The 20,012-nt window shown below is 69.0% G+C and carries 19 protein-coding genes, 1 tRNA gene and 1 pseudogene; 5 read left to right on the top strand and 16 right to left on the bottom strand.

Features of this window, described 5'->3' with window-relative positions; all coding sequences use genetic code 11:
- Positions 1–117: 117 nt before the first annotated feature.
- The 5 genes from LUU90_RS05545 to LUU90_RS05565 form a co-directional block, all read right to left on the bottom strand.
- Positions 118–786 (bottom strand): GAF domain-containing protein, encoded by a 669-nt coding sequence (locus LUU90_RS05545; RefSeq protein ID WP_275002332.1) that lies wholly within the window; start codon positions 784–786, stop codon positions 118–120.
- 138 nt (positions 787–924) lie between these two features.
- Entirely contained in the window at positions 925–1,611 is a 687-nt protein-coding gene (locus LUU90_RS05550) for a PAS and ANTAR domain-containing protein (protein ID WP_275002333.1), read from the bottom strand.
- A gap of 170 nt (positions 1,612–1,781) precedes the next feature.
- On the bottom strand, positions 1,782–2,093 hold the full coding sequence (locus LUU90_RS05555) for a DUF6221 family protein (RefSeq protein WP_275002334.1): 312 nt from the start codon (positions 2,091–2,093) through the stop codon (positions 1,782–1,784).
- Positions 2,094–2,142: 49 nt separating this feature from the next.
- Positions 2,143–3,111: an MsnO8 family LLM class oxidoreductase gene (locus LUU90_RS05560; RefSeq protein WP_275002335.1), complete on the bottom strand. Its 969-nt coding sequence runs from the start codon at positions 3,109–3,111 to the stop codon at positions 2,143–2,145.
- A 124-nt stretch (positions 3,112–3,235) separates the two neighbouring features.
- Positions 3,236–3,799, bottom strand: coding sequence for a TetR/AcrR family transcriptional regulator (locus LUU90_RS05565; protein WP_275002336.1), 564 nt, complete (start codon positions 3,797–3,799; stop codon positions 3,236–3,238).
- Between the two features lie 60 nt (positions 3,800–3,859).
- On the opposite strand from LUU90_RS05565, the gene LUU90_RS05570 reads away from it, so the two are divergent.
- Positions 3,860–4,759 carry an alpha/beta hydrolase gene (locus LUU90_RS05570; RefSeq protein ID WP_275002337.1) on the top strand — a complete coding sequence of 300 codons (900 nt, stop codon included), beginning with the start codon at positions 3,860–3,862 and terminating at the stop codon, positions 4,757–4,759.
- On the opposite strand, the gene LUU90_RS05575 is transcribed toward LUU90_RS05570, so the two are convergent.
- The 4 genes from LUU90_RS05575 to LUU90_RS05590 all read right to left on the bottom strand — a co-directional run bounded on the left by LUU90_RS05575 (position 4,744) and on the right by LUU90_RS05590 (position 8,839).
- Positions 4,744–5,505 carry an SDR family oxidoreductase gene (locus LUU90_RS05575; RefSeq protein WP_275002338.1) on the bottom strand — a complete coding sequence of 254 codons (762 nt, stop codon included), beginning with the start codon at positions 5,503–5,505 and terminating at the stop codon, positions 4,744–4,746. The two genes, LUU90_RS05570 and LUU90_RS05575, sit on opposite strands and share 16 nt — an antisense overlap.
- A gap of 202 nt (positions 5,506–5,707) precedes the next feature.
- On the bottom strand, positions 5,708–6,355 hold the full coding sequence (locus LUU90_RS05580; RefSeq protein ID WP_275002339.1) for a hypothetical protein: 648 nt from the start codon (positions 6,353–6,355) through the stop codon (positions 5,708–5,710).
- A gap of 225 nt (positions 6,356–6,580) precedes the next feature.
- Positions 6,581–7,255, bottom strand: coding sequence for a GAF and ANTAR domain-containing protein (locus LUU90_RS05585; RefSeq protein ID WP_275002340.1), 675 nt, complete (start codon positions 7,253–7,255; stop codon positions 6,581–6,583).
- A gap of 123 nt (positions 7,256–7,378) precedes the next feature.
- Positions 7,379–8,839, bottom strand: a complete 1,461-nt coding sequence (locus tag LUU90_RS05590) for an aminotransferase class I/II-fold pyridoxal phosphate-dependent enzyme (protein ID WP_275002341.1) — start codon at positions 8,837–8,839, stop codon at positions 7,379–7,381.
- Positions 8,840–9,105: 266 nt separating this feature from the next.
- Between LUU90_RS05590 and LUU90_RS05595 the strand changes: the two genes are divergently transcribed.
- Both LUU90_RS05595 and LUU90_RS05600 read left to right on the top strand, forming a co-directional pair.
- On the top strand, positions 9,106–9,762 hold the full coding sequence (locus LUU90_RS05595; RefSeq protein ID WP_275002342.1) for a GAF and ANTAR domain-containing protein: 657 nt from the start codon (positions 9,106–9,108) through the stop codon (positions 9,760–9,762).
- 217 nt (positions 9,763–9,979) lie between these two features.
- Positions 9,980–10,618 carry a PAS and ANTAR domain-containing protein gene (locus LUU90_RS05600; protein ID WP_275002343.1) on the top strand — a complete coding sequence of 213 codons (639 nt, stop codon included), beginning with the start codon at positions 9,980–9,982 and terminating at the stop codon, positions 10,616–10,618.
- Here the strand turns inward: LUU90_RS05600 and LUU90_RS05605 are convergent.
- Together LUU90_RS05605 and LUU90_RS05610 are read right to left on the bottom strand one after the other, a co-directional pair.
- The gene (locus LUU90_RS05605) at positions 10,596–11,297 is read right to left on the bottom strand and encodes a GAF and ANTAR domain-containing protein (RefSeq protein WP_275002344.1); all 702 of its coding nucleotides are present in this window, start codon (positions 11,295–11,297) and stop codon (positions 10,596–10,598) included. The two genes, LUU90_RS05600 and LUU90_RS05605, sit on opposite strands and share 23 nt — an antisense overlap.
- Complete coding sequence (locus tag LUU90_RS05610; RefSeq protein ID WP_275002345.1) at positions 11,294–11,989, bottom strand: GAF and ANTAR domain-containing protein; 696 nt, start codon at positions 11,987–11,989, stop codon at positions 11,294–11,296. Before LUU90_RS05610 ends, LUU90_RS05605 begins: the two co-directional genes overlap by 4 nt.
- Positions 11,990–12,720: 731 nt before the next feature.
- On the opposite strand from LUU90_RS05610, the gene LUU90_RS05615 reads away from it, so the two are divergent.
- Both LUU90_RS05615 and LUU90_RS05620 read left to right on the top strand, forming a co-directional pair.
- On the top strand, positions 12,721–13,449 hold the full coding sequence (locus LUU90_RS05615) for a MerR family transcriptional regulator (RefSeq protein WP_275002346.1): 729 nt from the start codon (positions 12,721–12,723) through the stop codon (positions 13,447–13,449).
- Positions 13,446–13,640: pseudogene (locus LUU90_RS05620) on the top strand (YnfA family protein); the annotation flags it as partial. The gene LUU90_RS05615 and the pseudogene LUU90_RS05620, both read left to right, overlap by 4 nt.
- Positions 13,641–14,003: 363 nt before the next feature.
- Here the strand turns inward: LUU90_RS05620 and LUU90_RS05625 are convergent.
- From LUU90_RS05625 to LUU90_RS05645, 5 genes are all read right to left on the bottom strand, one after another.
- A tRNA-OTHER gene (locus LUU90_RS05625) sits at positions 14,004–14,079 on the bottom strand.
- A 250-nt stretch (positions 14,080–14,329) separates the two neighbouring features.
- Positions 14,330–17,056 carry a choice-of-anchor M domain-containing protein gene (locus LUU90_RS05630; RefSeq protein ID WP_275002347.1) on the bottom strand — a complete coding sequence of 909 codons (2,727 nt, stop codon included), beginning with the start codon at positions 17,054–17,056 and terminating at the stop codon, positions 14,330–14,332.
- Between the two features lie 190 nt (positions 17,057–17,246).
- Positions 17,247–18,143 (bottom strand): anchored repeat-type ABC transporter permease subunit, encoded by an 897-nt coding sequence (locus LUU90_RS05635; RefSeq protein ID WP_275002348.1) that lies wholly within the window; start codon positions 18,141–18,143, stop codon positions 17,247–17,249.
- Positions 18,140–19,003 carry an anchored repeat-type ABC transporter ATP-binding subunit gene (locus LUU90_RS05640; protein WP_275002349.1) on the bottom strand — a complete coding sequence of 288 codons (864 nt, stop codon included), beginning with the start codon at positions 19,001–19,003 and terminating at the stop codon, positions 18,140–18,142. Before LUU90_RS05640 ends, LUU90_RS05635 begins: the two co-directional genes overlap by 4 nt.
- A complete protein-coding gene (locus tag LUU90_RS05645) occupies positions 19,000–20,007 on the bottom strand; it encodes a choice-of-anchor M domain-containing protein (protein ID WP_275002350.1) in 1,008 nt (335 codons plus the stop codon). The genes LUU90_RS05640 and LUU90_RS05645 overlap by 4 nt, the downstream gene beginning before the upstream one ends.
- Between the last annotated feature and the right edge of the window lie 5 nt (positions 20,008–20,012).

A 20,012-nucleotide genomic window follows, 5' to 3' on the forward strand; every position in this document is an offset into this window, starting at 1 on the left:
GGACGAACTCTAGCGCTCCACCACCCCCGCCTGACCAGCCCTGTCGAGAGCGGACTTTGCAGGCATAGCCGAGTACGGTCGTCGCTCGCATGTTGCCGTGGCGTCGTGGCGTCGCGGCTATTCGTCGGGTGAGAACGCCAGCCGTCGTTCGAGCACGTCCTCGGCGACGGATCGCAGGCTCGTCGATCGTGAGAAGGCGTTCGCCCGGATCACCGCGAGCGCGTCGGCGGGACGTATCCCGAGCTGCGCGATCACCATTCCGGCGGCCCGATGGAGCCATGCTCGCCCTGACCCGTCAAGGAGCTCGGCGTCCCCCAGCAGGGACGCCCCGACGATGTCGGCGAGGAGCCTCAGGTCCTGCGCGTCGCGAGCTCGCGGTTCCGTCGTCACGTAGAGGCTGAGCGCCCCGACGACGTGACCGTCGGCCCGCATGGGTACCGCGTACAGCGTCGCCTCGGCGGTCTCGCCTCGAGCCGGTCCGGCGATCTGGGAGAAGACGGGGTACTCGTCCACCATCGTGCCGAGGTGGGCGACCACGAGCCGGTCCTCGGCCATCGCTTGAGGTACCGGGCCCTCGCCCAGAACTTCCTGGAGTGGTTCGAGGTCCTCGAACGCCCCCGGTGTGCTGACGGCGATGCGCTCGTCCGGCCCGGCCTCGAAAGTAAAGGCACCACCCTGCGCCCCGAGGGCATCGACACATGCCTCGCACAGCCGCATCGCCCATGGACGGACGGTGTCCTTGGTGAGAGATCGTGCGAGCAGGCTCAGAAGTTGCGGCGTATCCATCCTTCTGTCACCTCCCTGGGCCCATACCTCACTCTCACACTCCGACCGCCCAGTCGCATCGCCCGCTTCGTCACCGTCGGTGAAGCGCGAACCGAAGGCCCACCGCGCCACTCCTTTCGCGCTCGGACCGCCGGCGTGTCAGAGGTCGTCCGGCCGGATCGGGTCGGCGAGGAACTCGTCGATGGCCTCGCTCGTCGGGAACACCGTCACGTCCGGTCCGGAGAACAGCTGCACCAGTGAGTAGGCGATGTCCCGGACGGCGATGTTCGACTGGTTGGACGCCTCGCGCAGCTGGTCGAACGCCGCTTCCTCGTCGACGCCGTGAATGACCATGAGCACGCCCTTGGCCTGCTCGATGACCGACCGCCGCTCCGACGACGCCTGGATCGAGGCCGACGCCTCCCGTGACGCCGCCTCGCGCTGCGCCTTCGTGACGTCGATGAAGTACCCGAACAGCTCGGTCACCTCACCTGTGCCGGGGTCGCGCTTCCCTTGACCGGTCACGGCCAGTGTGCGGGTCTGTCCTGCCGCGTCCACGATGCGATGCACGGAGCTGAACGTCTGTCCCGTCTCCGCCGCATGTCGCAGCACCCCGTCGACCCTTCCCCGGTCGTCGGGGTGCTTGTGCGACAGCATCAGCGGAGTCGTCGGCACTACCTCGCCCGGCTCGAAGCCGTGCATCACGTACACCTCGTCGGTCCACGCCCACTCACCTGTCGCCAGGTCGAGCCGGAAACGCCCGACCGGCGGCCTGGCGCCGCCCGCGAGAGCCTTCTCGATATCGCTGCCCAACGGCGGTTGGCCGGGCCCGGATGTGGCGTTCATGGGGTCCTCTTCAGGGGCTGAGTCGTGCGGCCGATGCCCTTGTCGAGAAGGGCATAGGACCTGGTGGAGGTCACATTAGCGTGGAGCGGGGACTGTCAGCAGCAGTAGGCCACCCCCTGTCATCATGTGTCTTCAAGTGAGAACGCGCCCGTCAGGCGAATCGCCGGTGGTCATACCTGTGGGCGCCATGCCGGCCGATAGTCCGGGTGATCGGCGTACACCCCGGCGTGCGCCTGGACCGCGATCATCAGCCCGGCGAACATGTCCCGGGCCCCGGTCACCACATCCCCGTCCCCGTTGTCCGACGGCTGCGTCAGGAACTTCCCGAGCTCCTCGAACGCCTCCACGATCGTCCGCTTGGCCGCGCACTCGGCGAGCACCCGCGCCTCCCGGCGACCGGCATCGGGTGCGTGGTCCAGCGCTGCCTGCGCCGCCGTCTCGTCCTCGGCGATACGGGCGAGCAGGAACTCGGTGATGATCATGCTGCGGATCCTTCCACGCGGACCCGCGGCTGGCGGGGCCTGGCCCCGCCTATCCGTCCTGCAGCGCGGCGAGCGCCGTGTCGGCCGCCGCGAGGTCGTCCCGGTCATAGGTACTGGTGGTCGCCATCAGCTCGGCAGCGCCCGTTCGGGCGAGAAGCCGTTCGACCTCGTCGGCCACCTGGTCGGGCGTACCCGTGATCGCTGTCCGGTACCACCGGGCGACGGCACCTCGGACCGTGTCGGGCGCCTGGTCGAGCTGCCGCTGCGCCTCGTCGGCGGACAGGAGCGGGGCGAAGCTCCCGCTCTGCCGGGAGCTCGCCAGCGCCCAGGCCTCCGGGAGCAGCAGCCGCTTCGCGCGGTCGGCCGTGTCCGCGACCGCGACGTCGACGCTCGCCACCAGGTACGGCTCGGACCCGAACGGCCCGGGCTGGAAGTTGTCGAAGTAGGCCGATGTCGCCTCGGTGTCGAGCAGCGCCGGTCCACCGATCACCGCGGGCAGGCCGAGCTGCGCGGCGAGCGCGAGCCCGTTCTTGATCGCCAGCAGGAACAGTGGCGGCGGTGCGACCCGCGGCTTCGCGGTCACGCCCGCCGTGCCGTGCAGGTAGGCCCGCAGCTGTTCGACGGCGGCCGCGTGCTCGCCGTCGTGCAGGACGGTGCGGCCGAGGGCCTTGCGGATCCCGGACGTGAAGGCCAACGAGGCGCCGATGCCGAGGTCGATCCGGCCCGGTGTGAGGGCTTCGAGCATCAGTGCCTGCTCGGCGACGACCAGCGGGTTGTGGTTCGGCAGCATGACGCCGCCGGTGCCGAGACGGATGGAACGCGTCCGGGCACCGATGGCGGCCAGCAGCACCGTCGGCGACGCACCCGCGATGCCCGGCACCGCATGGTGCTCGGCCACCCAGAACCTGTGCAGCCCGAGCCGTTCGGCTCGGACCGCACGGTCGACGGTGCCCGCGATCGCCTCGGCGTCGGACTCCCCGTCGCGCGTTCGGCTGCGGTCCAGGATCGATACGCGCATCAGAGCCGCTCTCCGGTGACGTCCATGCCGGGGCAACCTCCGCGCCGCGAAGATGATTCCGGCCGCCCAGCGGTTGGCCCACGAGAAGACCTGGGCAGCATGTGCGCTCGTCAGGGCCTGCTGCCTATGCGGGAGAGGGCGCCAGCGAGGTGAAGAAACGCTCGGCGGCGGCGTCAAGCTCGGCATCGGGGGTCAGCAGTCCCTGCAGCAACAGCCCTCGCAGACCGGAGACCGCGATCAGGCTCTGCTCCCTTGCGTCCGTCGGTGCAAGTCCGTCGCGAACAGCTGCCTCCTCGAGGAGGCGCGTCAGATCATCGACATCGGCGACGAACGCCTGGAATGCGTCGGGCTCGTAGACCGCGAGGCCGACCAGGTGGAAGAAGGAACGGGTTCGGTCCCGGTGCGCGGCGTCCGAGTAGTAGCTCCAGATGGCCCGGCACAGGGGAACGAACCCGAGCTCGGCGCCGGTCGCGGCAAAGACGAGATTGTCGCGGCGGCGTGCTTCCGACAGGACGGCGGCCAGGAGTCCCGCCCGTGACCCGAAGTGATAGGTCAGCAGCGTGTGGTGCACGCCGAGCCGCTCCGCCACGTAGCGGATGGACAGGTTCGGGCTCGGGCCGTTCTCACCGAACTCGTCGAACAGCGCCTCCAGGATGCGCTGCTTCCCTTCCCCTACCGGTGACCTCACGTTGCCTCCGTTGACACTCTTCACCACTGGTGAGTATGTTGCCATGGATCGAACTCACCAGTGGTGAAGACCGACGAAGGAAGCGCGATGAGCGAGATATTGCACGGCTGCCTGCCGGACACGGAGTACTTCGAGATGACGGCGAAGTCGGGGCACCGTTACGGCGTCTGGGTAACCACACCCCCGGGTTATGCGCACTCCACGGATGCCCTGCCGCTGATCTACGTGGTGGACGGCAACTGGGCCGTCGGCCTCACCGCGCCTCTCATCGTCACCCAGGCGGATCCGTATCTGACGATCGCCCCGTACATCCAGGTCAGTGTCGGTTACACCGGTGACGAGGCCGCGGACTGGGCACAGGTCCGCAACCGCGATCTTGTGCCGCCGGGCGAGCCCGTCAGCGACGAGATGGTGGCCACCGTCAGGTCGGCTCGCGAAACCGGCGCGATGACCCAGGAGCAGGCGGACGCCTACCTCGCGAAGCTGGCGGACACGCACGCGGACACCTTCCTCGACTTCCTGACCACCGAGCTCCACCCTCAGCTGCAGTCGTGGCTGCGTGTCAGCGAGTCCGGGCACGGCCTCTTCGGCTACTCCTACGGGGGTCTCTTCGCCCTTTACGCCTGGCTGCGGACAGTGTCCCCGTTCACGACCTTCGGTGCGGGCACCCCCGGTGTCGCAAGTGCGGACAGCCAGGTGTTCAAGCTGGTCGAGGCCTTGCCCGAGCGCGGGGCGGACTCAGCTGCTCCACGGTTGCACGTCACGCTGAACGAGATCGAGCTCCTCGGGGAGATACCGATCTATCGAGGGATTGCGCGCAACGTGCTCACTGTCGTGGAAGAGCTGCGCGACAAGGGACGATCACAGGATGTGTCGATCGCGTTGTTGAACGAGACCCACGTCACCGGGCTGCAGGCATCGTTCCTGAGCTATCTGAAGACCTGTCACCAGGCGACGTGACCGGCCGCGTCGACGAAGGTCCCGGTCGCGCCGTCCGCCCCGAGCAGTGCCATGTCCGTCACGATCCGGGCCGCCTCCTCGGCAGAGGTGGGCGCCGCGGCGCGGTTGTCGGGCCCGCCGAGGTCCGTCTGAACCCAGCCGGGGCAGACTGAGTTGACCAGGATCGACGTGTCGGCGAGCGATTTGGACAGTGCGATCGTCAGTGCGTTGAGCGCGGCCTTCGAGCCCTGGTAGGCCGGAACGACCAGGCCGAAGTACGGCGATCGTGGATCGAGCTGCTCGGTCAGCGAACCCATGGTCGTCGACACGTTCACGATGCGGCCCACGCGGGACCGTCGCAGCAGCGGCAGCATCGCCTGCGTCACCGCAACCACCCCGAACAGGTTGGTCTCGAACGTCGTGCGGAACATGGCCAGGTCCAGCGGACGCTCCTGGTCGGGCGCGGTGGCCTCCGGCAGGACGCCGGCATTGTTGACCAGGATGTCGAGGCGGCCGTACTCGCGCTCGATCTGCTCCGCGGCGGCTGCAGCGTCGGCCTCAACCGTCACGTCGAGGGTCACCGGCCAGGCCTTCAACCCTGCCTCGCGGAGGGACTCCGCGGCGTGCTCTGCGTTCGTCGCGTCGCGGCTGCCGATCAGCACCGTGGCGCCGGCCTCTCCGAGTCGCCGTGCCACGGCAAGACCGAGGCCTCTGTTCGCCCCGGTGACCAGGGCGATCTGTGCGTTGTCGTCATACGAGGTCGTCATGACTTCAGCCTCGGCGTTCGGGCGCCGTGATGCTGGCGGTATTCCGACGCCGCACTCCCCCGATGCCTGGCAGGCGCGGCGCGCCGGTGCCTGCGGAAGACAGGTGGATCGGGCGGGTGTCGGAGGGCGGCTCGCCTCAGGTGTGATGATCCTCTTTGTTCCCGGGTGCCCGCCGAAGGCAACTGGGACCGCCCAGAAACGATCAGCTGAGCACCCCCACCATTCCCAGCACACCAGCTGTGAGGCCAGCAACGGCGAGGATCCAGCTCAGGGCACGGACGAAGGGATACATCCACTGCGACTTTGGCGCGTCGGGGTCGCCGCCCTGTCGCTCGAGCACCGCTCGCGCATATGACTCGCTGTTCAGGGCTCCGTGCAGGCCCATGGCGATGGCGCCCACCCCCCAGACGATGGCGAACACCTGGCCAAATGTCATGGGGCGACGGTAGCGGTTGCCCTGTGGAACCGAGGCGGCCCCGAGACTGATCTGCTCAGCCTCCGGGCCTGCTGCTTCGGGGCCTACGCCCAGCTGGGCGACGACCATTCCGACTGACTGGTGGAAGACAGCCTTCTCGGACGAGTCGAGCGGCTCGATGTCCCCCTGAAGAAAAGCCCCGAGCGCGGCGGCCAAGAACTGCGGGTCCTCCGCACTACGAGCTTGTGGATCGATCGCGACGTAGAGGCTGAACGCTCCGACGACGCGGCCACCGGCCCGCATCAGCACCGCGTAGAGCGTGACGTCGACCCCTACCGTTCCAGCCTGCTCGGAGAAGACCGGGTACTGGTCTTGGCTAGAGAGCGCACGAGCAGATTCAACAGTTCCGGCGGGTCCATCCGTCGTCACCTCCATCGCCCCGCCAAGTCACACTCCGACTTTCCGGTCGCATCGGGTGCCTCGTCGCCGTATCAGAGCACACGGCCATGACGCCCTGCGGCGTCTCCGACCACCGGAGTCGTCAGAGGTCGCCCGGCGTCCCCCGCAACGGGTCGAACGCCGCCTCCCCGTCGACACCGCCAGATCCACCGCCGGCCCGAGGACTTTCATCGGCCGCAGCTGACCGCCGTCCTCCGGGCGCTAGCGGGCGCCGGCCCCGTCGGCGGGCGAAGGCCGGGCATCGACGACCAGTGCACGCAGGATGGTCTCGGCGACCTCCCGTGCGGACACGCCACGGTGCATCCAGGCAGACTCGAGGATGTACCGCGCCACGTGCTCGGGGCAGTCGTTCGCCTGCATGATGGCGCCGATCGCACGTTCGATCACTACCGCGTTGGACATGTGCCGGTAGTACCCCGCCGCTGCGTCGTCGAGCTCCGCCCGCCCCAGGTGCAGGCGCACCATGGCGGCACCGAGCTGGGCGTAGCTCTCAGCAGTACTCACGCGCTCAGGAGTCCAGGGCGCAGGCGAGCGAGAGTAGAGGTTGACGGCCACGGCGATGTTCCCGTCCACCGTGGCCGGTACCGCTACCGCGGAGACAAAGCCCTCGCGTGCGGCCTGGCCGCGCCACGCCTCCCACCCGTGTCCATCAGCGATCGAGGCCACCATGCGCATCGACCCCTCTTGCATCGCGTCGATGCACGGCCCGCTGCCGGTCAGCGCCTCGACCTGATCGCAACGGCCGGCGGCACCTGTACTGCTGCCGGCACGCACCGTGACGCTGTGCTGGCTTACCGTGATGCTGGCCTCGAGCTCACCGCCAAGGACGGCAGCAGCTCGAATCGCTAGTTCGTATGGGAAGGCCGAAAGGCTCATGGCGCGGTCCTCTGGCGAACGATGCCTGTGCCCACACGTCTCGAGGCGCTGACAGGGCCAACCGTGGTCGAAGCGGCTCCATCGCCGCTGGGATACCAGGATACGTCCGCTGGTGTGTCGGTCCTAGCGGGCGACGACGCGGAGGCTGGTCATCTCGGGGTCGGCAGCGTCAGGGATCAGCATCCCGGCCGCGACACCCGTCCGGAGGTACTCCACGACCTCGGTGTTGACCAGCTCGCCGGGAGCCAGCACGGGCACGCCCGGCGGGTACGGACTGACCATCTCGGCCGCGACCCTGCCCACGGCGTCGTCGATCGGCACCTGCTCGGCCGGTCCGAAGAACGCGTCCCGCGGCAGCATGACCGTCTCCACCTCGAAGGACGGCCCGGGTGGCAGCGCCACGCGCGGCGGCCGCTCCATGGTGGGAGCCTCACGGACCAGACGGCTCAGCGCCTCCACGAGCCGCTGCTCGTCCTGGTCGCCGTGCGCATGCGTGATCCGTGCGCCCATGCGGCAGGCGTCGGTGGACCCGACGTCGACCTGGCAGCAGGCGCGCAACCAGTCACCCGCCTGGTAACCGGTGATCCCCAGCGGCCGGACGTCGATCGTGATGGCCAGCGGGTCCAGCTCCGCCGCACCCTGCGGACGGACCACCTCCTGCCCCATGAGCTGCAGCCCGTCCAGCGCGTCCACCGCCGCACGGATGCGCCCCGCCCGCGCCATAGCGCCGTCGAGCAGTTCGTGGCCCTGCTCGACCATCTGCCGCCGCCATCCGTCGAGAGTGGCGTACACGAGGCTCGACGAGCTGGTCGTGCCGAGCAGGTCCTCACGGGCTTGCAGCACCTCGGGGTCGATCCGCCCGCCCTGGAGGTGGAACGTGGAGCTCTGCTCGATCGCGCCGCCCATCTTGTGCACGCTCGTCACTACGAGATCAGCGTCGGCGCTCATGCCCCACGTGGGCAGGTCGTCGTGGAACGGCAGGTGGGCGCCCCAGGCCTCGTCCACGATCAGCGGCACGTCGTACTCGTGGCACACCTTCGCGACACCCGCGATGTCGGCGCACGTGCCCCAGTCCGTCGGGGAGATCAGCAGCATTCCCTTGGCGTCCGGGTTCGCCTCGAGCGCCGCTCGGACGTCCTCCGGCTCGGGCGGGTGCGCCAGGTGCAGGTCCTCGTCGAAGTGCGGGTGCACCCACACCGGGTCGATCCCACTGATGATCAGCGCCGCGATCACGGACTTGTGCGCATTGCGCGACACCAGCAGCTTCTCGCCCGGCCCTGCCACCGAGATCATCGCGCTCTTGACGGACAACGAGCTGCCGCACGTGGAGAAGAACGCCTGCTCGGCGCCGACGGCGTCCGCCATCAGCTCCTGCGCCTGGGACAGCACCCCCTGCGACTGACGGCGGTCGTCCAGCCCGTTGAGCATCAGCACGTCCGAGGCGAAGACACCCATGCCGACGACGTCGACGACGCGCCGGTCCGCACCGCGGCCCTGGCCGTGCGCCGGTGGACCGAACACCACGTCACCGCGCCGACGGAACTCCTGCAGGGCTTCGAGCACCGGTACGCGCGAGTGATCCATGCCGCCTCCTGTCTGGGACCTTCCGGCCAGGGCTGCACCGATCGTCTGGTGGCTACGGACAGCTCGCAACCTCGCTCCGGCAGTCAGGCACCAGGGCCACGGCGCGATACCTCCCGGTGCCGCGACACGGTATGGCGTGAGGTGCGCGACGCCCTCGCGCGGCGCGTACAGTGAAAAGTGCTGCGGCAGAAGGACCGCGAGCCCGGCCACCGTCGCCCGTGTCAGCTCCAGGACGCAGGCGTGATCCACCAGATGGGACACCTGCGATGAGCATCACGACGTTCCCCTACGAACTGGCCTGCCGGGCCGCCACGGTCCTGGGCTCCAAGGTCGAGGCCAGCATCACCGTGCGCCAGCACGGGGTGACGGTACGCGCCGGCAGCAGCACCGGCGCCGCCGGCCGGTGCGACCAGGCAGAGTCCCTGGCCGACAGCGGACCATGCATCGCCGCCATGGAAGCCCTGTCGGTCCACGTCGTACCGCTGATCGAGGACGAGGACCGGTGGGACGCCTGGCGTGCCCAGGCTGCCCGCGAGGGCTTCACCTCCGCTCTGGCGGTCCCCGCCCAGGTGGACGAGCAGGTCGCCCTGGCGCTCAACCTCTACTCCCGTTCGCCCGACCCCTGGACACCAGAGCTCCTCACCGCTGCCGAGGGCTACGCGCAGCTCGGCGCGGCGATGGTGCGTCTGCACCTGGGCCTGGCCGAGCTGGATGACGGCGCTGCGGGTTACTACAGCCAGATGTCCGACACGGTCACGATCGAGCGTGCCATCGGGGCCATCATGCAGACCAACGACTGCACCGAGCCGGAGGCGAGAAAGATTCTCGAGTCGGCTTCTCTGCACCGCAACGTCGCTCAGCACGAGGTGGCCGAGACCATCCTGCGTGCTCTCGTCATCAACGAACCACGAACTGGCACCTGACCACCAGTCCCGAGTCCGGCAGCGTCTCGTGAAACCCGGCTGTGTTCCAGGTGGAACGATTTTTCGTCCGTACGGTTTCGGTGAAAGCGCTTCGGCGCTACAGTCGAACGGGAGTCAGGCAGCGGCTCATCGGTGAACGTGGCCGCGAGGAGGCTGCACCTTGACCGTCGACTCAACGAACAACCAGCACGCACTCCCCCTGGAGGCCGAGCGTCTCGTGGGGCGTTTCCGCTGTGACCTGGCCACGCAACGCTGGGGCTGGTCGGACGAGACATTCCACATCCATGGGTTCGAGCCCGGCGACGTCGTACCGACCACCACGCTCGTCCTCGCGCACAGGCACCCGGACGACCGCGAACGCGTGTCAGGGATACTGCAAGGCGCGGCGTGCACGGGAGAACCCTTCAGCAGCGTCCACCGCATCATGGACGCGCAGGGCCGAGAGCGAACGCTGACGATGGTCGGGCAGGGCCGACTGGATCCGGACACCAGGGAGGTGCGCGAGCTGGTCGGCTACTTCGTCGACATCACCACTGCGCTCCGGGCCCAGGCGGGCGAGGCCGCGTCTGCGGCCATCCGCGCGTCGGCGGTCTCGCGTGCCGGGATCGAACAGGCCAAGGGCATCATCGCCTTCGTCCTGAACATTGACGTCGAGGAGGCGTTCGAGCATCTGCGCAGAGCGTCCAACGAGACGAACGTTGCCGTGCGGGAGATCGCTCGACAGGTGGTCGAGGCCGCTTCCGTCAAGAAGCTCTCGGCAACAGACATCGCGAACGTCCTCGCCGCCCCCCCCAATGCCCATGACCTGAGCTGGGCCATGCGCGCTGGGACCATCAGCGCTGGTGTGCCTCGGTGATCACTTGCTGTGCCACCTTCGTAAGGGTCGTTCCGTCCTGATCTCGCTTGTCGAGCAGAACTTCGTAAGCCCTGGTCATGTCGACCCCCAAGCGCTGGGCGAGCACGCCCTTGGCCTGCTCGATGGTGACCCTGCCTCGGAGGACTCTGGCCAGGCGGTCGTCGATCTCGCCGTCAGCAGCGCGCTCCGGTTGGGCGATGACAAGCGTCAGCATGTCGGCATAGGCATGTGCCATGCGAGCGCTCTCGCTGTCAGTCGTGCCCTCCTCACGTCCGAAGATGTTGAGGCCGCCCAGCATCCTGCCTTGCCAGACGAGGGGATAAGCCTGGACCCGCCGGAAACCGGCATCCAAGATCGCTCGACCTGTCACCGGCCAGCGGGAGAGGATCTCCGACGCCTCGGCCGCCATCACAGGACGCCCGGTCGTGCATACATCCACGCACGGGCCCTCGTGCTGCTGCGCCTGGTAGACCTCGAGATGGGTGGCGACGTGGTCGGTCGCAGCGAGCAGCTCAAGGTGGGCAGCGTCGGACGCTCGAACGAGCAGGCCCGCGGCCGCACCGCCGGCAAGGGTCGCGGCGTCGCGGACGAGCCGCACGAGAAGGTCGCTGGTGTCATGCTCACGCACCAGCGCGGACGCTGCGTCGGCGAGCGTGTCAGCGGGTGTGCGTGGCGTCATGGCTCCTCGGTTCGTTCGGTGTTGTCGCCGTCCTCGTCGAAGGAGAACGTCAGACGTCGTTCGATCACATCGACCGCTACCGCTTGCAGGCTCCTCGACTGTGAGAACGCACGCGCCCGGATCATCGCAAGCGCATCGTCCGGGGGAACTCCGAGCTGGGCGACGACCATACCGGTGGCCTGATGGAACTGAGCTTGTTCGGACCAGTCGAGCGACTCAAGGTCGTTCAGCAAAGCCGCCCCGACAGCATCGGCAATGAATTGCAGGTCCTCCTCGCTACGGACTAACGGATCGGCCGTCGCGTAGAAGCTGAACACGCCGACGACGCTGCCCCCGACCCGCATCGGCACCGCGTAAAGCATCACGTCGCTGCTGACCGGCCCAGCCAGCTGAGAAAAGATGGGAAACCCCTCGACCATTCTGTCGATGCGCTGGACCACCAGCCGGTCCTCGGCCATCGCCTGGTGCACCGGCCCCTCGCCAAGGACTTCCTGAAGTGGTTCGAGCTGCTCAAAGACTCCTGGTGTACTGACGGCAGCTCGTTCACCGAGCCCGGCCGAGACGGTGAGAGATCCGCCCTCCGCCCGAAGGAGGTCGACGCATGCCTGGCAGAGCCGCATCGCCCACGGGCGGTCATGGTCGATCTTGGCGAGAGACCGCGCGAGGAGGCTCAGCAACTCCGTCGGATCCAACCCGTCACCTCCCCAGACCGTGATCTAGTTTCACATCATCACGACCTTGCTCGCAGAGGAACTGCTGGGACGTCACGCTTCGGCGGAGAGCTGACCCGCTTCGTGATCCGGGCTGATCCGAGCCAGGCTACCCAGCAGTGCTGTCATCGACGATGCGACCGTGCCCTTCCACGACCAGCGAACGAAGAATGGTCACCGCGATCTCCCGCTCGTCGACATTCTGTGTGGTGGCGGCCAACCGCAACAGGTTCCGGGCCTCCGCCTCTGTGCAGTCGTTCATATGAGTGTCGCTCCCACCGCACGTTCGACAGCAGCGGTGTCGGCCATCGTTCGGTAGAACGCACTGGCTGCATCCGCCAGGTCGGCGAACTCCAGCTGCAGGCGAACACCCGACGCGATGAGGCGTGCGTAGGCCCCGGCAGCTCGCACCGTCTCCTCGTCCCAGGAGGCGGTCGCATCGTGCGGCGTCCGGCGCGCTGCTTCCACCTCGAAGAGTCAGGCCGTGCTCACGCATCGTGATGCTGGCCTCTACATCGTCGCCCAGCAGTCTCGGTGGTGGTGCCCTTGCTCTGTGCCTCCTGCCCCTCGTCCTTCGTCGCCGTCAGCCCTGACCATCCGGCTGGACGTGGTGGCTACGCGCCGATGCGCGCCGCTTCTGACGGACTCAGGGGTTGACCTTCGACCCGACTTGAAGGTCTACCGTCGAAGTTATGGATGCCACGGGGCCTGACATGAGGATCGGTGAGCTGTCGCGGCGCAGCGGGTTGCCCGCCTCGACGCTGCGCTATTACGAGTCCGAGGGCCTGCTGCCTGCGGCACGGGCGGAGAACGGGTACCGGGTGTACGGGGTGGAGGCGGTGGACCGGCTGGCGTTCATCGCTCAGGCCAAGCACCTGGGTCTGCCGTTGCCGGCTGTCCGGGAGCTGGCCAGCGCGTGGGAGTCGCAGCCGTGCCGGAGTGTCCGGGCGCGGTATCGGCCGATGCTGGTGCAACGTGCTGGGCAGGCTGCCGAGCGGCTGGTCGCTCTGCGGATGCTGCAGGCCACGTTGCGCACGGCGATCGACCGGCTCGACGCATTGCCTGACAGGGACGGGCCGTGCGAGGTGACGTGCACGTTCCTGGACCGGCCACGCCGCGAGCTTCCGGTCGTGACCTCGAGGCCGGAGCCGGTCGCCTGCACGCTGGGTAGTGGTGACTACACCGCGCGCGTGCAGCACTGGCGCGACCTGCTGTCCGGCGCGGCTCGTACCGACGTCGAGGGCGGCGTGCGGATCACTCTGCCGACGTCGACGCTGGAACAGGCGGCTGCTCTGGCGGCGGCCGAGCAGGGGTGCTGCGCGTTCTACCGCATCCGCATCGACCTCCACGGGTCCACGTTCGAGCTGACGATCACCGCACCGCCGCAGGCGGCGGCGATGCTGGCCGATCTGCTGCCCGTCGAGGAAGGAACTGCGCGGTGACGCTGCTGTGGTCGATCGTCCTGTTCCTGGCTGCGGCTGTGTTCGAGATCGGTGGGGCATGGTTGGTCTGGCGGGGCGTGCGCGAGCACCGGGGCTGGGTATGGATCGGTGCCGGCGTCATCGCGTTGGGCATCTACGGGTTCTTCGCCAGCCTGCAGCCCGACGCGAACTTCGGGCGCATCCTGGCCGCCTAAGACTCAGGCGGCCGTCGACGTCGGCGGCGACGCACGGGATGCAGGCGCGGGCAGCGAGAGGGCGTGTTCCGCACGGATCTGCCGATCGAGTGGCTGGGTCAACGTCGTGCACTACGTCCTGCACGGCGCCGCTGAGGAGAACCGTGTCGGACGCATCGACACCACGGACGTCGCAGCGATCATCACCACGACCGTGCGGTCGATCCTGGATCTGCCCACGACGTAGCGCTGCGGTGGCAGGTCCGTTCGATCCACTCTTGGCGCGGAGGCCCTGACCCTCCCGGTTCCCGGATGGGCTCCGCCAGTCGTCGAGAACGACAAAGCCCACCAGCCCCAATGAGAATCAGTGCTGGTGGGCGTTGGTCGGGCTGACTGGATTCGAACCAGCGACCCTCTGCTCCCAGGTGGGAGCACCGCCGGCCCGTGCCATAACCCGAAGGGTCGCGGCCGCCATTCCGCTCTCACCGTTCCACTGGACGGCGTCCCTGCAGGTGACGGCCACTTACGTCTGTCACTGGTGACTCAGGCCCGCGATGATGCGGGGTGGGAGGTCACCCTCGTGAGTGCAGTTGTATTCCAGCGGTGACGGTCAGTGACGGCTGAATCCGTCGGGTTTCTGTCGGGGATCGAGTACGACCGGGGCTCGACAGAAAAGCACGAAGGGCCACAGCCCAGCACGCCCCGAGCTACGCCCTGCGAAGCGCCTGGCGGCGGAGCGCCACCAACAGGGCGCCCCCGAGGGTCAGCGCGAGCGCGGCACCGACGACGGAGGCCACGCCGGATGCTCCTGTCGACGCCAGGACCCCGCCTGGGCCCCCACCTGAGCCCTCGGCACCCGGCGTCCCAGCCACCGGATCGTCTGTGGCCGGATCGTCTGTGGCCGGGTCATCGGTCGCAGGGTCGTCCGCACCGGGTTCATCGGATCCTGGATCCTCGCTCCCCGGGTCATCGCCCGGCGCCTCGGTGACGGCCAGCGTGACCGGTTCCGACGGGCCGTACCCGACCACGGCGGCCGGTGTCACGGGCGCGGCTCGGTACTGCGCACCGTCGTCGCCGACCGCCGCTTCGAAGCTGAGCTCCGGTCCGGTCTCGCCGTCGACGACTACGAACTCCTCCCCGGCAGCCTTGCGTTCCCAGCGGTAGTCGGTCAGCACGGTCGCCGGCTTGACGTCGGCCATGAGAGTGACGACGTCGCCCTCGACCCGGTTGATCTCGCCGGACACCGTGACGGTCTGCCGAGCCGGTGCCCCGTGATCGTCCACGTGGATCGTCCTCGACTCGGAGATCACCGGCGTGACCTCGGGGTCCGCGTACGTCAGCACGGCCCGGATCTCCACGCCATCGAGCGCCTGCTCAGCGGCGGTGGCGAAGGTGTTGTCCTCGACGCCGGTCATCACCGTCCACTCCTGCGAACCGGGCCACTTCCACTGCCACTCCAGCACGTCGCCCTCCAGCGGTGCGGGATCGACGGTGAGCGTGAGGCTGAGCGGATTGCCCTGATGGTAATGGCCGGCCAGGGTGCCGAACTCGAGGATCTGGGACGTCAGGTCGTCGGTCACGTTGATCGAGTAGACCTGCGACTGCTGGGCGAGCTGACCGTTGTTGTAGAGGTCGAGCCGCAGGGTCCCGCCGTCGTGCTCCGCCAGGGAGAGGTCAGGCCCGGTCACGGCTCCCGAGGGCTGCTGCTCGGCGCCCCAGGTCTCGCTGACGTCACCCTTGGTGAACGTCCAGGTGTAGGTGAAGTCGTCGCCGTCGCGCACCGGGTAGACGCCGGCGTCCATCGAGACCGCACCACCCTCGCGGTAGAGGTTGTGATGGCCCGTGACGTTGAGCTCGCGGTGCCCGGTGGTGACGGTGTGGAAGTCCGAGCGGGCGATCGTGACGCCGTCCTTCACGATGCTCGCAGTGAGGGGTGCCGGGAACAGCTCCGTCTCCTCGGGATTGGTCATCGACCGCAGACGAACCGTGGTCCGGCCTTCGTCGAGGTAGGACGCCTCCCATTCACCGGGGTAGATGTCCGAGCCGAGGAAGCCGCCGTAGTGCAGGAATCCCCAGCTGATCGACTCGCCCTCGCCCAGCTCCCGGCCGCTGACGGTGTACTCGATGACATCTCCGGGCAACAACGGGTCGTGGTGCCCCTCGGTCACCTCGACCACGGGTGTGGCCCCCAGGTTCTCGACGACGAGCGGTGTCCACGGGGTCTGCGCCACGCTGGTCCGGCTCTCGGGGTCGTAGATCTCCACGCTGATCTCGGTGTCGTCCGCCAGCGCGTCCAGCTCACGTGAGTAGGTGGCGGCTGTCGTGGACTGCGGGACCACCGTGGAGTCGAACCCCTGGGTGCGCACGAGCCATCGGAAGACCTGACTGCCCTTGAGCGTGGCGCCCACTACCGTCGCGGTCATCGTGTCGCCGACCTGGTAGGAGTCCGCGATGCCGACGATGCCGAACTCGGCGCCGGAGCCGTCGACGACACTGATCGTGACCGGTTCGGAGGTCGAACCCGCGGTGAAGTTCACGACCGTGGGCACGAACACGGCCGTGACCGAGCGCGTGCCGATACCGAGGTCAGCGACCTCCAGCTCGGCCCTGCCCGCGTCCGTGACCTCGGCGTGGCCGAGCACTGCGGAGCCGTCGCGGAACTCCACGTGCCCTTCGACGCCTGTCGGCGTGACCGTCGCGGAGAGGGTGACGGGGCTGCCCTGGACGATCTCCGTCGCCGAGGGCTCCAGCGTGGTCGTGGTCTTGACCATCTGCGGCAGGTCCCCGACGACGAACGTGTACACGGCCGTGCCGGTCACCGGCTCGCCCCCGATCGCCGCCGCCCCCTCGACGGCCAACCGGTAGGTCCCCGCCTTCGTGAACGCCCAGTTGGCGTGCATGTGGGTGCGGCCCATGGCGAAGTCGTCGATCCCGTCGTCCGACGACCACATCCGCGTCAGGCCGGCCCCCGAGCCGCGCCACACCTCGACGTCCCCGCCCTCGGGCCCGTCGACGGAGACCAGACGGAACCGCGTCGAGTTGCCGTCGACCGCCCCGGACGGGACGGACTCCGTCGAGAATCCGGGCCACAGCTGGGTGTACCCGTCGCCGCCCGCCGGATTCGACTCCGGCGCTATCCAGACCGACGTGCCGGCCGGCGCCACGAACTCGTACCCGGCCGGGACGCTCTGCCGCGACGCGTCGTCGACGTGGAACAGCGTCTCGGCAGGATCCAGGCGCGTGCCGTTGCCCTCCGGCAGGTCAGCCCTGGTGCCCAAGGTGAACGTGCCCTCGTCGAGGAACGTCGACACCGCGTCGGTGTGCACCTTCTCCAACACCCGGTACTCGACCGGATCCGGCGCCGGGCCGTCGTCGGCGCTCGCCGCGCCCGCGGGGCCGAGCACCACCGCTGTGACGAGGACCGGGGCGATCACCGCCCCGACTGGTCGCCGGGTAGGCCGCCGTCGACCGGACGGTCGTCGAACCGACCGCTCCGCGCGTTCGTTCGGACGCAACACTCTCACCGTGAACTTCTCCTTCGGACATGGGAAGCAGACTGGGGAAGCGAGCGGTCAGGGCCGCTCGCCGAGGATCAAGGACCGGGAGTCGCGATCGGCGCGCGGCTCAGGACGATCCCGCAGGCACTGCTCGGGCAGGCTGGCTCTCGCGCCGCACCAAGGCGCGGGTCAGCACCCCGTGCCGTGGCGCGAACAGCCACGCCAGGAGGAAGACGGCGGTGGCGACGAGCACGATGGTGCCGCCGACGGGCAGGTCCAGGCTCCACGACAGGTACAGGCCGACCAGCGCCGATCCACCGCCGATGGTCGGGCCGAGCAGCATCATCGGGCCGAGCCGGTCCGTCAGCAGCCGGGCCGCGGCGGCGGGCGTGACCAGCAGGGCCAAAACCAGCACGTTGCCGATGGTCTGCACCGAGATCACGATCGCCGCCGCGACCACCACGTAGAGCAGCAGGTCGAGCCGTAGGACGGGCAGGCCGAGCGCGCGCGCCGACTCCCGGTCCAGGCTGACCGCGACCAGTTCCTTGTGGGACGCGAACAGCACGGCCATCAGGACGAGCCCGACGATGACGGCGATCAGCACGTTCTCGTCGGGGATACCGACGATCGACCCGAACAGGAAGTCCTGCAAGGACCCCGCGTAGCCGGGCGCGGTCGAGATGATGACGATGCCGAGCGCGAACGCGGCGACGAAGAAGACGCCGATCACGGAGTCCTCGCGCAGCCGGCGGTTCTGGGCGAACAGCGCGACCAGCAGGGCCGTGGTAATCCCGGCGATGGCGCCGCCGAGCACGAGCGATCCCTGCAGCACGAAGGCGATCGCGAGGCCGGGGAACACGGCGTGCGCCACGGCGTCGCCGATGAACGCCATACCGCGCAGCACCACGTGGGTGCCGACCACCCCGCAAACGACGCTGGAGAGCACCGCCATGAGCAGCGCCTTGGGCAGGAAAGCGAGGTCGGGGTTGAGCAGGTCGTGGACGAAGTCGACGGGCGAGATCATGAGCGCTCACCCCCGGCGGACGAGTCGGCCGTCCGGTCCTGGGCGACCTGGCTGATCGCCGTGAGCAGCGGTGACCCCGCCGAGACCCCGAACGCCCTCATCCACGGTTCCGGCCCGGCCAGCTCCGCCGGGGTGCCGGACGCGACGACGCTCCGGTTCAGCAGGCAGAGCCGATCGCAGGCATGGACGGCGCCGAGCAGGTCGTGGTTCGTCATGATCACTGCTCGTTCCTCGTCCGCCAGCTCGCGGAACAGCTCGGTCAGGTGCTCCTGGGTGGGTACGTCCAGGCCCGTGAACGGCTCGTCGAGCAGCAGTATCCGTGGATTGAGGGCGAGGGCCCGGGCCACCAGGACCCGTTGGCGCTGGCCCCCCGACAGCTCGCCGACGGGCCGCTTGCGCAGGTGCGTCATCTCCACGCGGTCCAAGGCCCGCCGCACCTCCCGGTAGTCCTCCGCCCGGGCTCCGCGCAGCCACCCGATGCGGGTGACCCGCCCGGTCAGCACTGCTTCCTCGACGGTGACCGGGAAGTCCCAGGCGAACTCGTGCCGCTGGGGTACGTAGCCGATCGAGCGCGTCACCGCGGCGGACCTGGTGCGCTTGCGGCCACGATGCACGTCCTGGCCCGCGATGCTGATCCGGCCGGACGACGGCACGAGTCCCAGCACGGCCCTCAGGAGCGTCGTCTTGCCCGCTCCGTTCGGACCGACCAGACCGAGCAGCTCGCCCTCGGCGACCTCGAGCCGAACGTCGTTCAGCACGGGCCGGCCGCCGAGGACGACGGCGAGGTCGTGCACCTCCAGCACTACTGGAGCCGTGGGTCGAGCCGAGGTGCTCGTGTCGCCCGCGACCGTCGCGGTCACGACTCGTCCCCGGCGTCGCGCTCGGCCGCGGCACGCGCCCGTCGGGTACCGACGACCCGGGCGACGAGCACCAGGAGCAGCACCACACCGGCTGCCGCCGCTCCCCAGACCAGCATGGCGGAGGCAGTGTCCGACGACGGTGCACCCGCCTCGGGCGCGTCCGTCACGGCCGGAGCCGTGGCCTCGGACGGCGACGCGTCGGGAGACGCGCTACCGTCCGCCGTCGGCTCGTCGGACGCCGCGTCGGCCACCGCTGCCAGCGCCTCGCCCGGATCGGTGTCCTCCCCGACGGCGAACACCAGGGTGCTCCCGTCCTCCGCCGTGGTCCCGTCGGCCAGGTCGGCGAGCATGGTCACGTCCAGCCGATAGATACCCGGCTCGGTGAAGACCCAGTTGGCGTGGACGTGGGTGTTGACCTCCATCCACAGCTCCTGCGGCAAGGGTTCGGCGGAGTTCCACAGCACGTTCGGCGGTCCGGACACGCCCTCCTGCAGGAACACGAACAGCTCGCCGGGGCCGTCCAGGGCGTCGAGCCGCAGCGTCGCTCCCTGCTCGATCGCGTCCACGACCTCGGGGTCCTGCGTGTTCCAGCCCAGCCAGACCACGTCGGGCGCCTGGGTCTGCGGCACGACGTACAGCGGCGTACCCGGCTCGACGCCGAGGAACTCGTAGTCCGGGCCCTCGGGCGCGGGCAGCACCGCGGGGTCGCCGAGGTGCAGCACGGTGCGTTCGGGGTCGCGCCAGACGGACGGGACATCGCGGTCGTCGCGCGCGAGCATCGTCCACTCGCCGTCGAGGAACCGCGGTCCGACGTCGACGTGCCCGTCGGTCACCACCTCGTCCTCGGCGACCACCTCCTCGTCCGGCTCGACCGTCTGCTGGAGCCCGGAGTCGTCGGGAGCGTCAGCCAGGGCAACAGGCGCGGCGCTCGTGGCCAGGGACGCACCGAGCAGCAGGACCGTGCACGCGGCCCTCGTGCGGCTCCGCGTGGTTCGGGATGTCATGGGTA

The sequence above is a fragment of the Promicromonospora iranensis genome, assembly GCF_028994775.1.
In the GTDB taxonomy this organism is placed as follows: domain Bacteria; phylum Actinomycetota; class Actinomycetes; order Actinomycetales; family Cellulomonadaceae; genus Promicromonospora; species Promicromonospora iranensis_A.

What these genes read in the sequence shown, in the direction of transcription:
- LUU90_RS05545 (WP_275002332.1), bottom strand. Translation starts at nt 786, where the DNA reads ATGGATACGCCGCAACTTCTGAGCCTGCTCGCACGATCTCTCACCAAG.
- LUU90_RS05550 (WP_275002333.1), bottom strand. Translation starts at nt 1,611, where the DNA reads ATGAACGCCACATCCGGGCCCGGCCAACCGCCGTTGGGCAGCGATATC.
- LUU90_RS05555 (WP_275002334.1), bottom strand. Translation starts at nt 2,093, where the DNA reads ATGATCATCACCGAGTTCCTGCTCGCCCGTATCGCCGAGGACGAGACG.
- LUU90_RS05560 (WP_275002335.1), bottom strand. Translation starts at nt 3,111, where the DNA reads ATGCGCGTATCGATCCTGGACCGCAGCCGAACGCGCGACGGGGAGTCC.
- LUU90_RS05575 (WP_275002338.1), bottom strand. Translation starts at nt 5,505, where the DNA reads ATGACGACCTCGTATGACGACAACGCACAGATCGCCCTGGTCACCGGG.
- LUU90_RS05580 (WP_275002339.1), bottom strand. Translation starts at nt 6,355, where the DNA reads ATGGAGGTGACGACGGATGGACCCGCCGGAACTGTTGAATCTGCTCGT.
- LUU90_RS05585 (WP_275002340.1), bottom strand. Translation starts at nt 7,255, where the DNA reads ATGAGCCTTTCGGCCTTCCCATACGAACTAGCGATTCGAGCTGCTGCC.
- LUU90_RS05590 (WP_275002341.1), bottom strand. Translation starts at nt 8,839, where the DNA reads ATGGATCACTCGCGCGTACCGGTGCTCGAAGCCCTGCAGGAGTTCCGT.
- LUU90_RS05595 (WP_275002342.1), top strand. Translation starts at nt 9,106, where the DNA reads ATGAGCATCACGACGTTCCCCTACGAACTGGCCTGCCGGGCCGCCACG.
- LUU90_RS05605 (WP_275002344.1), bottom strand. Translation starts at nt 11,297, where the DNA reads ATGACGCCACGCACACCCGCTGACACGCTCGCCGACGCAGCGTCCGCG.
- LUU90_RS05615 (WP_275002346.1), top strand. Translation starts at nt 12,721, where the DNA reads ATGAGGATCGGTGAGCTGTCGCGGCGCAGCGGGTTGCCCGCCTCGACG.
- LUU90_RS05635 (WP_275002348.1), bottom strand. Translation starts at nt 18,143, where the DNA reads ATGATCTCGCCCGTCGACTTCGTCCACGACCTGCTCAACCCCGACCTC.
- LUU90_RS05645 (WP_275002350.1), bottom strand. Translation starts at nt 20,007, where the DNA reads ATGACATCCCGAACCACGCGGAGCCGCACGAGGGCCGCGTGCACGGTC.